The following is a 15,599-nucleotide window of genomic DNA, read 5'->3' as shown; positions in this document are numbered from 1 at the left end:
AAAAATACGATGTTAAACATTCACAATCTTTCCGTTTCATTCGGAGGAGAATATTTATTTGAAGAAATCTCATTTAGGCTAAATGCTGGGAATAGGGTAGGACTCGTTGGTAAAAATGGAGCAGGAAAATCTACACTATTGAAGCTTCTTGCCAAGGATATGCAAATAGATTCGGGAACTATAGCCGTTGAAAAGGATGTTAAGATAGGTTTTTTACGTCAAGATATCGATTTTCAGATGGGAAGGACCGTTTTGGAGGAAGCCTATCAGGCTTTCGAGGAAATCAAGGTTTTGGAATCAAAAATCGATGATATCAATCACCAATTGGCGGAGCGAACAGATTATGAAAGTGATTCTTATAATCAACTTATCGTGGATTTAAGCGATGTTTCAACACATTATGAAATATTGGGAGGCTATAATTATCAGGGAGAAACAGAAAAAATTCTTCAAGGACTAGGTTTTCAAAGGGAGGACTTTGATAAAAAAACGGAAACCTTCTCAGGGGGTTGGCGCATGCGAATTGAACTTGCCAAGTTGCTGCTACAGAGTAATGATGTTTTGCTTTTGGATGAGCCAACGAATCACTTGGATATTGAATCCATTATATGGTTCGAACAATTTCTGAACAACTATACGGGTGCGGTGATGATTGTTTCCCACGATAAGATGTTTTTGGATAATGTTACCAATAGAACCATTGAAATATCGTTGGGCCGTATTTATGATTATAATAAGCCTTATTCCAAGTACTTGGTTTTAAGGGATGAGATACGCCAACAACAATTGAATGCACAGAAGAACCAAGAAAAAGAAATACAACAAGCGGAACGATTAATTGAGAAGTTTAGGGCAAAGTCGACCAAAGCTTCTATGGCACAATCGTTAATCAAAAAACTTGACAAGATAGAGCGTATAGAAGTCGATGAAGATGACAATAGCGTCATGAGCCTTAGATTTCCGGTTTCAGTTACCCCCGGTAAGGTGGTAGTCGAGATAGAAAACCTTTCAAAAGCATATGGCAACAAAGAAGTATTGAACGATATAAACCTTTTGGTAGAGCGAGATAGCAAAACCGCATTTGTGGGCCAGAACGGACAGGGAAAATCTACTTTGGCCAAAATAATCGTTGGGGAGTTGGCCTATGAAGGGCATTTAAAATTGGGGCATAATGTTCAGATTGGGTACTTTGCCCAAAATCAAGCGGAGTATTTGGATGGTAACAAAACCATTTTAGATACCATGATAGACGCTGCGAATGAATCCAACAGGAGTAAGGTCAGGGACATACTCGGTTCTTTTTTATTTAGGGGTGATGAGGTAGAGAAATATGTAAAGGTATTATCTGGAGGTGAACGTAACCGATTGGCTTTGGCCAAAATGTTATTACAACCTTTTAATGTTTTGGTCATGGATGAACCAACAAACCATTTGGATATAAAGTCGAAAAATGTCTTAAAACAAGCCTGCTTAAATTTTGAAGGGACCCTTATTTTAGTGTCCCACGATCGGGACTTTCTCCAAGGATTAACCAATAAAGTTTATGAATTTAAGGACAAACAGATCAAAGAGTATTTAGGAGATATCGATTTTTATCTAGAGCAGCGAAAGGTGAATGATTTTCGTGGTATTGAGAAGAAAGAGGAAACAAAGGAGGACAGACCTAAAGAAAAGAATAATCAGTCCTTTGAAGAACAGAAACAACTAAAGAGCCTCAAGAACAAATTAAGCGGATTGGAAAGTGAAATTTCGTCACTTGAGAAGGAAATCAAGAAAATAGATCATGATTTGCTTATGAACTATGATGCAACCATTGCCAAGCCTAATTTTTTTGATTCATATCAAGCAAAAAAGGCAAAGCTTGAAAAACATATGGAAAAATGGGAAACTCTTACAATGGAGATAGAGAGTTCTAAATAGTATTCACCAACAGTTATCGGTATTTCACCACACATTTATCCACTTTCACAACAAAGCAGTTCCATTAAACGATAATTTTTGCTTCTTCATCGTTATTGTAGGAGATTTGTAAGATAATTCTTAACAAGAATCTTGTACGCTATAAATTAAAACTACCCTATGAAAAAGTATTACACCGTACTTACTCTGTTTTTATTGATATCTAGTTTCACTATGGCAAAGGTTTCAAAGAGTGAAAAGAAAGCCTTGCTTGCACTATATAATAGTACAAATGGTACCCATTGGAAAAAGAAATGGGATTTAAATCGACCGGTTTCCGAATGGTATGGTGTAAAAGTAGAAGATGATAAGGTGGTGGAGTTAAACTTGTTCAACAACAACCTTATGGGTCCTTTGCCCACAGGAATTTCTAGGTTGGAGAATCTTAGAGTATTAAACTTGGCATTTAACCTAATAACTGGAGAGTTGCCTCAGGATTTAGCTCAATTACCCAATTTAAAAGTTTTAAAATTGGAGATGAATAGACTAAAGGGGAAGTTGCCAGGCAATATCGGCGAACTTTCAAGCTTAGAAGAATTAACAGCTTTCAATAATTTCCTATCCGGGAGTATTCCCTCTAGTATTGGCGACATAAAGAAGCTTAAAGTTCTAAATCTTTCAAGCAATGCTTTGAAAGGCAACATACCCGAGTCACTAGGTCAATTAACGCAATTGGAGACGCTAGGGCTTTTTGAAAATAGTTTAGAAGGCGCTATACCAGGTGAAATGGGAAGTTTAAGGAACTTAAAAGAGTTGGTTTTGGCTAACAATAGTTTAAACGGAGAAATTCCGAAAGAGTTTGATCAACTGGCAAGCTTGGAAATTTTTCAAATTCAAAACAATAAATTCACCTCCTTTAAAAATTTAGAAGCACTAAAGAAAAGGGAATTTCTAGTGTTCGACCATGATGGTTTTGATAAGGAATATGATTTTAAGGAAATTAAATTTAGCAAGACCAGAATGGCTGATACAAAATTTGAAGACGTTGAAAATTAAGAGTAGTTTACACTTTTAGTTAGTTTGGTGAAAAAGAGGTGTTGGTAGCACCTCTTTTTGTTTTCCTATAATTGTCATTTTATCAAAGTATCTCAAGATACTTACTTCTCTTTGTTAAGTTTTATGAAATTTTTAACCTCCTTTAAGTAATAACTGGGAATCGATTTTTTGTAGTTTCGCCGTTTAAAAGTATAAGTTCTTAGTCTATTTTGCTGACAGTTATGTAGTTATGAAAATAGTGTAAAGAAATTTTACCTTTAGAGGAACTATTCGGGATGTTATGTTAATATTTAAGTTGCATCTAGGTCGTTTCACTAATCAATTCGGACGTTTCACTTTTATAAAATAAGTATCGACATACTACAGGACTATATTTGTAGTCGTTTTAAAAACTATCAGTTAAAACCAAAACCAAAATGCGAAAAATCATCTTTACCGGACTGGGTATTGTGTTAATATTGGCTTCATTTTTCTTAGCAAAAGTGATTATCGACAGTAAGAAGGTCTTTAAACCACGAGCCGAAAAAGTTGTGAAAACTGTATTTACAGAAGTTGTGGAGAACAAAACGATTCCTATCGTTGTTACTGCCAACGGTAATTTAACGGCAAAACAGAGAGTTGAACTCTATGCCGAGGTTCAAGGGGTCTTTAGAAGAGGTAATAAGTTGTTTAAAGAAGGGCAGTCTTATCGGCAAGGGGAAACCATTATTAGTATTGATGCCGAGGAATATGCAGCCAGTGTACAATCGGCCAAAAGTAACCTGTATAATGAATTGACGTCTATTATGCCGGATTTACGATTGGATTATCCGGAAATTTATCCCAAATGGCAAGCTTATCTCAATGGATTTGATTTATCTAAAAGTACACCTGCCTTACCGGAGATGAATTCAGAAAGTGAACGGTTCTTTATTTCTGGTAGAGGGATATTAACCAACTTTTACAATGTTAAGAATTTGGAGCAGCGATTATCAAAATATCGTATTGCCGCTCCCTTTACAGGTGTTTTAACGGAAGCACTTGTTACAGAAGGGACCTTGGTTAGGTCTGGTCAAAAATTAGGGGAATTTATTAACCCAGGAGTTTATGAATTGGAAGTTGCGGTTAGTAAGTCTTTTACAGACCTATTAAAGGTTGGTGAATCGGTTGAGTTGACCAATTTAGATGATAACGAGGTATTTACAGGAAAGGTGACCAGAATAAATGGTAGAATTGATCAGGCATCCCAGACGATCAAAGCTTTTATAGAGGTTGACAATGACAAACTGAGAGAAGGTATGTACCTCGAAGCTAACTTGGATGCAAAAAAAGAAGAGAACGCTATAGAAATAGATAGAAGCCTTTTACTAGAGGGCAATAAGATTTTTGTTGTTAGGGATTCTGTATTGGATCTTATCGATGTTAAACCGGTCTATTTTTCAGAGAAAAGTGTTGTGTTGAAGGATGTTCCCGAGGGTATCACAATAATGTCCAAACCATTGATTGGAGCATATACGGGTATGGCCGTACAGGTTTACAAAGATCAACCAGATAATTCCAAGGGATAATGCGAAAAATTATTGAATACTTTATTAGATACCATGTTGCAGTCAATGTGGTTGTGATTTCTTTTGCCCTTTTTGGTATCGTGGGGGCAAAATCACTTAAGTCTTCCTTTTTCCCCTTAACCGATTCCAAGAATATCTCCATCAGTATCACCTATCCTGGGGCTTCACCTCAAGAGGTTGAAGAGGGTATTGTTCTTAAGATCGAGGACAATTTAAAGGGTCTAGAAGGTGTAGATCGTGTAACGTCCACATCAAGGGAGAACAGTGGAACCATTAATATTGAAATAGAAAAGGGCAGGGATATTGATTTTATGCTCTTAGAGGTTAAAAATGCCGTTGATAGGGTACCGACTTTTCCCTCAGGAATGGAGCCCTTGGTTGTTTCTAAACTAGAAGCGGTTAGGCAAACCATTTCTTTTGCCATAAGTGGTAATAACATACCATTGGCTACTTTGAAGAATGTTGGTAGACAAATTGAAAACGATTTAAGGGCAATCGATGGTATTTCACAGATTGAGATTTCAGGTTTCCCCCAAGAGGAAATAGAAATTGCTGTAAATGAAAATAATTTGTTGGCCTACGGAATTTCTTTTTCAGAGGTTGCCAATGCCGTTGGTAATGCCAATATTTTGGTTACTGGAGGTAATATAAAAACTGATGCCGAAGAATATTTGATTCGTGCAAATAATAGATCTTATTATGGCGATGAACTATCGAATTTAATAGTAAGGGCAGACCCATCAGGTAGTACGGTAAGGTTGAAAGATGTTGCGGAAATACGTGATAGGTTTGCAGAAAACCCCAACGCCACATATTTTGATGGAAACTTATCCGTAAATACATCAATAACAAGTACGAATACGGAAGACTTGATACAGTCCGCTGAGGATGTTAAGGCCTATATTGAGGAATTTAACCAAAAGTATAGCAATGTTAAGTTGGACATTGTCTCGGATCAGTCTGAAACCTTGGTTCAAAGAACACAATTATTGACGGAGAATGCCATTATGGGAATGATTTTGGTGTTGATATTCCTATCCTTGTTTTTGAACACAAGACTTGCATTTTGGGTAGCTTTTGGTTTACCAGTGGCTTTCTTGGGAATGTTTGTTTTTGCTGGGTTCTTTAATGTGACAATAAACGTTTTGTCCCTTTTTGGAATGATTATCGTAATCGGGATATTGGTAGATGACGGAATCGTAATTGCTGAAAATATTTACCAGCAATATGAAAAAGGAAAATCACCGGTACAAGCCGCCGTTGATGGAACTATGGAAGTTCTTCCCCCAATTATTTCTGCAATAATTACAACAATTTTGGCCTTCTCTATCTTCTTGTTCTTGGATAGTAGAATCGGTGAATTTTTTGGAGAGGTTTCTGTTATTGTAATTCTAACCTTGGTAGTTTCCTTGGTCGAGGCATTAATTATTTTGCCGGCCCATTTGGCCCATTCAAAAGCGTTACAACCTCTTGATAAAAAACCAAAAAAAGGGTTGGCGAAGGCATTTGCCAAACTTAGAATCATCAACGATTCTGGGGATAAGTTAATGGTCTGGATGCGTGATTCCCTTTATAGTCCGGCACTTCGATTTGCAATGCGGCAAAAGGTGTTAACCTTTAGTTTTTTTGCCATGGCATTGATACTAACCTTTGGCTCTGTTGGCGGTGGAATTATTAGAACTGCGTTTTTTCCAAGGATTGCGAGTGACAGGGTTGGTATTGAATTACAAATGCCCAATGGTACCAATGAAAAAATTACAGATTCTATAATTAGCCTAATTGAAGAAAAGGCCGAAATAGTTAATCAGGAGCTTACGGATAAATACTTGCCCAATTCGGACAAAATGATGTTCGAAAATATGATCAGGAGAATAGGACCCGGATCCTCAACGGCCGAACTCAGAATTAATTTGTTACCGGGTGAGGAGCGACCCGATGAAGTAGTTTCGGATATGGTTACCCGTAGAATCGAGGAATTGGTAGGGCCGGTTATAGGTGTAGAAAGTCTAATATATGGCTCTGGTGGTAACTTTGGTGGCTCTCCTGTTTCAGTTTCCTTATTAGGAAACAATATAGAGGAACTCAAAGCTGCAAAGGACGAGTTAAAAGGTATTCTACAAAATAATACACGGCTAAAGGACATTTCTGATAATGATCCCGCTGGTATAAAGGAAATAAGGCTTCAATTAAAAGAAAATGCATACCTATTGGGGCTCGACTTAAGAACGGTAATGAACCAGGTGCGAGCAGGATTCTTTGGGGTACAGGCACAGCGTTTTCAAAGATCTCAAGATGAAATTAGAGTCTGGGTAAGATATGATCGGGAAGATCGATCATCCATTACCAATCTGGACGATATGCGAATTGTAACACCTACGGGCGACCGTGTTCCTTTAAAGGAAATTGCCGAATATACAATTGAACGTGGTGACGTTGCCATAAATAGATTGGAAGGGCGAAGGGAAATTCAAGTTTCTGCGGATATGAAGGATATTAAAGATAGCCCAACAGAAATAATGGCAGAAATTCAAAATGTCATCATGCCTGATATTCAGTCAAGATATCCAACAGTTACTGCTTCCTACGAAGGACAAAATAGGGAATTGGGTAAACTAACGGGTTCTTTAAAGGTTGTAGGCCTTTCTATTTTGTTATTGATTTATATAACCATTGCCTTTACGTTTAGAAGTTTTAGTCAACCACTCATGTTGCTACTTTTGGTTCCATTTAGCTTTACTGCTGTTGCATGGGGGCATTGGATACATGATTTCCCAATTAACGTGATTTCTCTTTTGGGTATCATAGCTCTGATAGGTATTATGGTGAATGATGGTCTAGTGCTCATAGGAAAGTTCAATTCCAACCTGCGGGAGGGCATGACCTTTGATTCCGCTATATATGAGGCGGGTAGATCAAGGTTTAGAGCTATTTTCTTAACATCTGTTACCACGATTGCCGGTTTAGCACCCTTAATGGCGGAAACCAGTAGACAGGCCCAGTTTTTAAAACCCATGGCTATATCCATTGCTTATGGTATTGGGATAGCCACGATTTTGACCTTGCTCATGTTGCCCTTATTTCTCTCTTTCGGTAATAAGTTAAAATCCAAAAACAGAATGTTGGCTTCAGGTCATAAGATTACAAAAGAAGAAGTAGAAAGAGCCATTTTGGAAAAAAGGGAATCCGAACATTTGGAGGGAGAAAAAAATCATGGCCTTAATGGAACTTTAATCGAGGACCAACCACATCATAAAGAATTAGAAGAAACCTTATAATGACGAAATTTAGATTAACCTTTTTCCTTCTACTATCTTCTGTTCTAGTTATTGCACAAGAGAATTTACTTTCAAAAGAAGAAGCGGTAGCTAAGGCATTAGAGAACAATTTTGGCATAGAAATAGCCAAAAACCAAGTGGATATTGCGGAAAATAATGCCAGTGTATTAAACTCAGGATATTTACCTACGCTTACCGGTACGGCAGGTGCAAATTACGCAAGCAATAATAATATTCAAGAATTTCCAGGAAGGTTAGACAGTATTGGTAATCCTCTAGCGGATGTTAATTTGAAAGATTTAGAAAGTCAACGATATAACGCTGGCCTAAATTTAAATTACACCCTGTTTGATGGCTTAGGTAGATTTTATACCTATAAAAGGCTTAAGGAGCAATATCAGCTTTCCGAACTTCAGGCTCGTGAAACTATTGAGAATACAATGCTTCAGATGTTCAGTGTCTATTTTGAAATCGCTCGTTTAACGGAGAATAGAAATGTACAATCACAGGCTTTGGAGATATCAAAACAACGGATTACCAGAGCAGAATATGCTTTTGAATTTGGTTAGAATACCAAATTGGATATTCTAAATGCGCAGGTGGATGTAACGAACGATAGTATTACACTATTGAATACGAAACAGCAACTTGAAAATGCCAAGAGAGATTTGAATGTGCTTTTAAACCAAGATTTGAGTACAAATTTTGTGGTAGATACTTTGGTAACCTTTATCCCTAGAATAAGTTTGGTGGAGTATATGGAGCAATCGGTCTCCTATAATGTAGCTATTTTACAAACAGAACGAAACCTTAAAATCAATGAATATGATATTAAGGTGAATAGATCTGGTTATCTTCCAACCATTGGTCTTACTGGTTCTTATGGTTGGAATAGAAGCCAAAATCCCGATCAGGTCTTTTTTACAGGCCAGGTCTTTCCTGGGACCAACAATACACAAATCAGTTTTGGGTTAGGTGCAAGCTTAACATGGAATTTGTTCGACGGAGGAGGTACCGCAGTTCGAGTAAAAAACGCTAAGATAACCTATGCCAATCAAGAATTGTTAAGGAAGCAAGTAGAATTAGAGGTAAATAGAGACATGCAAAATGCAATGGCCATTTTTGAAAATAGATTGAGGATATTTAGAATACAAGAGCAAAACGTGGTTACCAACCAAAATAATTTTGAGCGTTCCAGAGAACAATTTCAATTGGGTAGAATAACATCCATTGAATTTAGGCAAGCTCAGATCAACCTATTGAATGCACAGACCAATAAGAATTTAGCCAAATACGATGCTAAACTGGCCGAACTTCAATTACTTCAGCTTACAGGACAATTATTGAATGTTGAAATATAAACAGGGGCAAGTCAACTAATTAAGAAATCAATATGTACAAGGATAAAACGGGTAAGGAACTTTTAGAGTTGTTGGAGCAACAATCCCTATTGACATTTGAGTCCCAATTGTTGTTGAAGGATGAAATTAAGGAAAAGGGCATTATTGCCGATACTTCTGAATTGGATAAAACGATAGCGGATAAGATCAAGAGGATTAAGGATTTTGAGTATTTAAAGGATTTTGGTTTTAAGGCGGAAACTGTTGATAATAAATTTCTGGTCACGAGAACATTGAACGCTACCTTGACCGATGTATTTGCTGTTGTACTTGGACTTATTGTTTTTCTGATTGGGGTAAACGGGGTAGTGAATTTAGTACTGACCTTCGTAAATGGTGAGGAATTGGATGTATTCACCCTGGCCGTAAAATTCATTGTAGCAGGACTAATTTTTGTCGGCTTTAGGTTTTTTAGCGGACTTAAGCGACTTTTCGATTACTCTGGCTTTCAATTGGCACGTATCGATGGGGATATTACGCTGAAAAAACGATTTGATATTAAGTTGGAGGAGATAAAGGCGAAAGCCTCGGATTTATTTCTTCACAGGGACGGTGACGATATGGAGCTAAAACTAGGGGATGAGGTGATTTTTAGTTCCAATGCGGAAAGTCTGGTCCAAAGGATGACCCTGGAAGAACTGTCCAAAAGGCTTAAGGGGAAGTAAACTCGGTTCTTTATGTATGAGCACTTTTTTCAGTGTCCTTATTGTTGGGAAGAGGTTTCCATGTTAATGGATCCCTCCATTACCAAACAGACGTATGTGGAGGATTGTGAAGTCTGCTGTAATCCCGTTGAGGTAACTCCCCATTTTCAAGAAAATGAATTGGTAGCATTTGATGCTAATGAAATAGGACAATGAATATTTAATTCATTTCAGCTATTTTACCGCCAAAAACTTTATCCTTCTTAATATTTTTTGGTTTTCCATAAATATAAATGGAACCTCCAGCCTTAACTTTTGCAATTACCTCTTCGGTTGCCTTAACGTCTGCCCTGCCACCGGCCATTACCACTACCTCCGTATTTGTTGTATTTAAATCCTTACAATAAGCTTTACCACCAGTATTTACGGATACCTCCTGTTTGGTACTCGAACCCGATAATGTAACTTCACTACCCGAAACGGCTCTAACGTAAACCTCATCCAAAGCAACTTTTAAATCGATTAAACCGCCCTCCTGGCCCTTAATATCCACTTTGGAGCCTTTAAAAGTTTCTTCTGAGGTTATTTTGGCATTTTCATTAACATCGAGCAGGGTCAGATCTTCCGTGTAATACAGTGTGCCCTTGGCCTCGTCGCCATCCATAAAATTATCGAATGACATTTTAATCTTTAGAAGCCCGTTTTTGTTGGAAATATTGACCTCATCCTTGTCATCACCAGTTATCACGAGTTTATTTTCGTTACTTTTTACCAGGGATACAATTATTCGGTCATATACTTTGAGTTCTGTAAACTTTTCAAAGGTTTTTGTGTTTGCCTTTTGAGCAATGGCAGTAGTTCCAATAAACAATAGGACACCAATGTATAGCCAATTTTTCATTTGAAGTATTTTTTTAAGTATTCGTTACTAAACTGTAATTTAATATAAATACCCCAAATGTAATAGGAAATACATTAGCAAGGTAGGAATAGACTTATTGAATGGACTTCCTGTATTGCGTTGGTGTCATCCCCTTTATTTCCTTAAACCTCCGGTTAAAATTAGATTGTGACTGGAAACCACATCCTTCGGCAATCTCGGTTATGGGTTGAGCTTTGGATTGTGCCAATTGTTTACAGGCATGCTCGACCCTGTAGGCTTTTAAAAAATCAAAAAAACTTTTATTGGTATGTTTTTTAAAAAATCTACAAAATGAATTCTTGGTCATAAACGTTAAATCTGCGACCTCCTTTAGTGTAATTTGTCTTTTGAAATTTTGGATGACTAGGTCAAAAATACTTTGAAGTCTTTCACCTTCATCTAGACTTCTTACTTTTGTTGGTAAATATTGGGAAAGGCTTTTGGTAGCTGTTTCACTTAACTGATTTAGTAGTTGCAACAACCCTATAAAGCGCTCCAACCTATTTTTATGCTCCATTTTTTGAAGTAATAGTCCCAGTTCATTGTGATGTTTCAGAACTCGAAAACTATTTTGGGCCCTATTAAAAAAAGAATTTAAAGTCTGAAGCTCCAAAAGATTGAAAAAATTCTTTCCAAAGGAATCTTGTGTAAAAAATAGCGTATACATTTTTGAGTTTACATCCGTTGTGTCATCACTCTTGAAGAGGTGTGGTATATTGCTGCCAATTACAAATAGGTCATCAGGACTAAATTGATGTATACTATCCATTAGAATAAGTTTTCCACTTCCCTTACTAATAAAACTGATTTGTATTTCTTCGTGTTGATGTAGTTTGTCATAGAAACGGGCCTGCTCATCAATTTGAAATACTAAATTTTCATAAGGGGACTTGGGGATAATGAATGGAAGCACTTTCATTTTGTAAATTTATGTTTAAATATTCACCTAAAAGGATAAAATTAAAACTTAAAGGGTAATATAGTATTGAGATATGATAAAATGGGATTAGGGTTTCAATCCCTAGGTATGTAATTTTATCTAAATTAAAATGAAGAAATATGGCACTTTCATGGAGTGGGGTTATGCCTGCTGTTACGACAAAATTTACAAAAGAGGGAGATCTGGACTTAAAAATGTTTCAAGTTAATATTGAGGCGCAAGTATCTGCCGGGGTAAATGGAATTATCTTAGGGGGAACCCTTGGGGAAGCAAGTACTTTAACTGGGGAGGAAAAAGAGACTTTATTAAAAAAGACGATAGAAATTGTAGACGGTAAAGTTCCGGTAATTTTGAACATTGCGGAACAAACTACACAAGGAGCAATAGAAGCTGTAAGGGCCGCAGGGGTTAATGGGGCTTCTGGCTTAATGATGTTGCCTCCTATGCGATATAAAGCCAATGATTTTGAAACCGTAACTTATTTTCAAGAGGTGGCCAGAAGCACGGACCTGCCAATCATGATTTATAACAACCCCATAGATTATGGTATTGAAGTAACCTTGGATATGTTTGAAGTGCTCTTAAAAGAAGAGAATATAAAGGCGGTTAAGGAAAGCACCCGAGATATATCTAATGTAACCCGAATTAAAAATAGGTTTGGAGATCGACTTAAGGTACTTACCGGTGTGGATACGCTTGGTTTGGAAAGTCTATTAATGGGCGCAGAAGGTTGGGTGGCAGGTTTGGTCTGCGCATTTCCGGCTGAGACTGTTGCTATTTTTAAATTATCAAAGGCAGGAAGAATTAAGGAGGCCCTAGAAATTTACAGGTGGTTTTTACCACTATTGGAGTTGGATATTAACCCTCAATTAGTTCAAAATATAAAATTAGCCGAGGTTGCCACGGGTATTGGAACGGAAAACGTAAGAGCTCCCAGACTTCCTTTGCAGGGTGCGGAGCGTGAAAGGGTTTTGAAGATTATTGAAACTGGTATGGAAAACAGACCCAAATTACCGGAATATCTAGAATTGGAAGAAATAATGGCGTAGCCAATTATAATAAATAGGGAACAGTATTATGTGGATTCCAAAGCCTTTTACTCTTATAGGTGGGTTAATATTTTTATTAACATTTTCTTTAAATGCCCAGAGAAGTGAAGGGAATGAGGCTGTTTTGGAAGAAATTATTGATGAAGTTGAAAACTTTAAGCTATATGATAGAAAGGATTACCCTCTAGGTAGGTATTTACCTAAGGTTTATGAACAAGATGCCGAATTTGCAGAAGAAAAACTAAAGGAATTAGAGCGTATTAACTTAGAAACGCTTTCTGAAACTGAACGCATCTCCTTGGAATTACTTGAGTTTAGTCTTCAAAATAGGATTGACCTTTACAATTTTGGGCTTTACTTGAATCCAATACAGGCAGACCAAGGTTTTCATTTAAGTTTAAATTATAGCATTAGACCCATTAGAGATTTTAGAGGCGCAAAAAACTATTTAAAAACTCTTAATGATATACCTCGTTTTGCAGAGGAACATTTTGTGGTTTTGCGCGAAGCATTAGAAAAAGGAGTTTCGCAACCTAAGGTGATTTTTGACGGATATGAATCCACGTATAATCAACACATAACTGAGGAATACGGGAATAACCCTTTTTACGCTCCATTCAAGGACCTACCATCTAATTTAACATCACAACAAAGGGATTCCATATTAAAAGCGGCAAAAGAATCAATTGAAAAAGCTGTGGTTCCCACTTTCAAGAAAATTAAAATATTTTTTGAATCGGAATATTTACCAAAAACGAGATCCAGTATTGGAATTTCAGATACGCCAGGAGGAAAAGAAGTGTATCAAAATAGAATAGATTATTATACCACTACAAATAGCTACACGGCTAATGACATTCATAATATAGGATTAAAAGAGGTCGCTAGAATCAAGTCCGAAATGGAGAAAATTATCGAATCTGTTGGTTTCAAAGGAGCGTTCAGTGATTTTTTGGAATTTCTTCGAACCGACCCACAGTTTTATGTTACCGAAGGAGAAGACTTATTGAAAGAAGCGAGAAATATTGCCAAACAGATCGATGCCCAGTTACCTGCTTATTTTTCCACCTTGCCAAGAAAACCGTATGGTGTAAAAAAAGTCCCGGATGCCTTGGCCCCAAAGTATACCGGTGGTCGCTATTCCGGTTCGTATAGTTCCACGGAGCCGGGCTATTATTTGGTAAACACCTATAAGTTGGACAGTCGACCCTTGTATGTTTTACCATCGTTGACATTGCACGAGGCCGTACCGGGACACCATCTACAAATGAGCCTGAACCAAGAACTATCCGATAGCATTCCAGGGTTTAGAAGAAATATGTATATATCCGCTTTTGGTGAAGGTTGGGCACTTTATACCGAGTTTTTAGGAGATGAAATGGGAATATATAAAACTCCCTATGAGAAGTTTGGAAAGTTGACCTATGAAATGTGGCGTGCTACCAGATTGGTTGTTGATACGGGTATTCATGCCAAAGGTTGGACCAAGCAGCAGGTATTGGATTTTATGAAAAACAATACTGCATTGTCCCTACATGAAATTAACACTGAAACGGATCGATATATTGCTTGGCCTGGTCAAGCATTATCCTATAAAATGGGGGAATTAAAGATTCGGGAACTTAGAAGGAAAGCAGAAAATGAGTTAGGTGCAGATTTTGACATCAGGGAGTTCCATGAAGTTATTCTCGGACAGGGTACGGTAACACTCCCAATTCTGGAAGGAAGGGTGAATCGCTATATTGAAAGTAGAAATATGGCGGAGTAGCCCTGTAAATAAATTGTTAGAATTAGAATATTTCAAAGTGGACTTCAGGTAGTTAATTTCGATTATCTAGTAATAAAGAGCTGATTAGTGTGAAAAAGCATGTATTTAAATGTGTGGACGGCCATACTTGTGGAAATCCAGTAAGGTTGATTGTTGAGGGAGCTCCAGCATTGAAGGGTTCCAACATGAGTGAAAAGAGGATGCATTTCATAAAAGACTATGATTGGATCAGAAAAGGGTTGATGTTCGAGCCAAGAGGTCATGATATGATGAGCGGTGCTTTTTTATATCCACCCGCAAATTCCAATAATGATTTTGGAATACTTTTTATTGAAACCAGTGGTTGTCTTCCTATGTGTGGTCACGGTAGTATAGGTGTTGTCACCATGGCCATTGAGGAAGGAATTGTGGTTCCTAAAGTACCGGGTAAAATTAAAATGGAGACTCCTGCGGGTTTGGTAGAAATTACTTACCATCAACACGAAGGAAAGGTTGAATGGGTAAAGTTGGTCAATGTAGGTTCCTATCTCGCGGCTTTGGATTTAAAAGTAAACTCGAACTTCTTGGGACAACTTACCTTTGATGTTGCTTATGGAGGTAATTATTATGCCATCGTTGATCCACAAGATAATTTTACAGGCTTGCAGGATTATTCCGCTTCCCAATTAATAGAAATGGCTAGGGAACTTAGGCAGAACATAAACTTGGCCTATCCCGATTTGTTTGTGCATCCAGATCATTCGTCCATAAGGGATGTAAGTCATATTCTTTGGACGGGAAAAACTATTTCTAAGAATGCCGTGGCTAGGAATGCCGTTTTTTATGGCGACAAGGCCATTGATCGGTCACCCTGTGGTACAGGTACATCTGCTAGAATGGCGCAGTGGCATGCCAAGGGGAAATTGGCATTGGGAGAAGAATTTGTGCATGAAAGTTTTATTGGTTCTAAATTTATCGGTGTAGTAGAATCAGAATGTAAAATTGGTAATTTTAATGGGATAGTTCCGAGCATCAAAGGTTGGGCAAGACAGTATGGTTACAATGAAATAACCATAGATGAAGCTGATCCATATGCTCAAGGTTTTCAAGTAATATAAGT

At 37.5% G+C, this 15,599-nt stretch carries 11 protein-coding genes and 1 pseudogene; 10 read left to right on the top strand and 2 right to left on the bottom strand.

The annotated features are described in order from the left end of the window. The first annotated feature begins 9 nt into the window (after window positions 1–9). The 7 genes and pseudogenes from PP182_RS10610 to PP182_RS10580 all read left to right on the top strand — a co-directional run bounded on the left by PP182_RS10610 (window position 10) and on the right by PP182_RS10580 (window position 10,037). Complete coding sequence (locus PP182_RS10610; RefSeq protein ID WP_272651221.1) at window positions 10–1,920, top strand: ABC-F family ATP-binding cassette domain-containing protein; 1,911 nt, start codon at window positions 10–12, stop codon at window positions 1,918–1,920. A 159-nt stretch (window positions 1,921–2,079) separates the two neighbouring features. Next, complete coding sequence (locus PP182_RS10605) at window positions 2,080–2,955, top strand: leucine-rich repeat domain-containing protein (RefSeq protein ID WP_272651220.1); 876 nt, start codon at window positions 2,080–2,082, stop codon at window positions 2,953–2,955. A 416-nt stretch (window positions 2,956–3,371) separates the two neighbouring features. Further along, the gene (locus PP182_RS10600) at window positions 3,372–4,502 is read left to right on the top strand and encodes an efflux RND transporter periplasmic adaptor subunit (protein ID WP_272651219.1); all 1,131 of its coding nucleotides are present in this window, start codon (window positions 3,372–3,374) and stop codon (window positions 4,500–4,502) included. Beyond that, the gene (locus tag PP182_RS10595; RefSeq protein WP_272651218.1) at window positions 4,502–7,777 is read left to right on the top strand and encodes an efflux RND transporter permease subunit; all 3,276 of its coding nucleotides are present in this window, start codon (window positions 4,502–4,504) and stop codon (window positions 7,775–7,777) included. The genes PP182_RS10600 and PP182_RS10595 overlap by 1 nt, the downstream gene beginning before the upstream one ends. Continuing rightward, window positions 7,777–9,138 (top strand): annotated as a pseudogene (locus PP182_RS21055) (TolC family protein). The gene PP182_RS10595 and the pseudogene PP182_RS21055 overlap by 1 nt, the downstream one beginning before the upstream one ends. Before the next feature lie 32 nt (window positions 9,139–9,170). Next, window positions 9,171–9,842 carry a hypothetical protein gene (locus PP182_RS10585; protein WP_272651217.1) on the top strand — a complete coding sequence of 224 codons (672 nt, stop codon included), beginning with the start codon at window positions 9,171–9,173 and terminating at the stop codon, window positions 9,840–9,842. Between the two features lie 12 nt (window positions 9,843–9,854). After that, entirely contained in the window at window positions 9,855–10,037 is a 183-nt protein-coding gene (locus PP182_RS10580) for a CPXCG motif-containing cysteine-rich protein (RefSeq protein ID WP_272651216.1), read from the top strand. A gap of 4 nt (window positions 10,038–10,041) precedes the next feature. Here PP182_RS10580 and PP182_RS10575 read toward each other — a convergent pair whose 3' ends face one another. Continuing rightward, window positions 10,042–10,722, bottom strand: coding sequence for a head GIN domain-containing protein (locus PP182_RS10575; RefSeq protein ID WP_272651215.1), 681 nt, complete (start codon window positions 10,720–10,722; stop codon window positions 10,042–10,044). A 94-nt stretch (window positions 10,723–10,816) separates the two neighbouring features. Further along, window positions 10,817–11,662, bottom strand: a complete 846-nt coding sequence (locus PP182_RS10570; RefSeq protein WP_272651214.1) for an AraC family transcriptional regulator — start codon at window positions 11,660–11,662, stop codon at window positions 10,817–10,819. Window positions 11,663–11,802: 140 nt separating this feature from the next. Between PP182_RS10570 and PP182_RS10565 the strand changes: the two genes are divergently transcribed. The 3 genes from PP182_RS10565 (at window position 11,803) to PP182_RS10555 (ending at window position 15,597) form a co-directional block, all read left to right on the top strand. Further along, window positions 11,803–12,732: a dihydrodipicolinate synthase family protein gene (locus PP182_RS10565; RefSeq protein WP_272651213.1), complete on the top strand. Its 930-nt coding sequence runs from the start codon at window positions 11,803–11,805 to the stop codon at window positions 12,730–12,732. 28 nt (window positions 12,733–12,760) lie between these two features. Beyond that, the gene (locus tag PP182_RS10560) at window positions 12,761–14,500 is read left to right on the top strand and encodes a DUF885 domain-containing protein (RefSeq protein ID WP_272651212.1); all 1,740 of its coding nucleotides are present in this window, start codon (window positions 12,761–12,763) and stop codon (window positions 14,498–14,500) included. Between the two features lie 89 nt (window positions 14,501–14,589). Continuing rightward, a complete protein-coding gene (locus PP182_RS10555; protein ID WP_272651211.1) occupies window positions 14,590–15,597 on the top strand; it encodes a 4-hydroxyproline epimerase in 1,008 nt (335 codons plus the stop codon). Window positions 15,598–15,599: the final 2 nt, after the last annotated feature.

Origin of the sequence: Maribacter sp. PR1 (assembly GCF_028464145.1) — a bacterium.
GTDB lineage: Bacteria > Bacteroidota > Bacteroidia > Flavobacteriales > Flavobacteriaceae > Maribacter.
The sequence above is the reverse complement of the archived record's forward strand: the minus strand, read 5'-3'. Positions and strand labels throughout refer to the sequence as shown.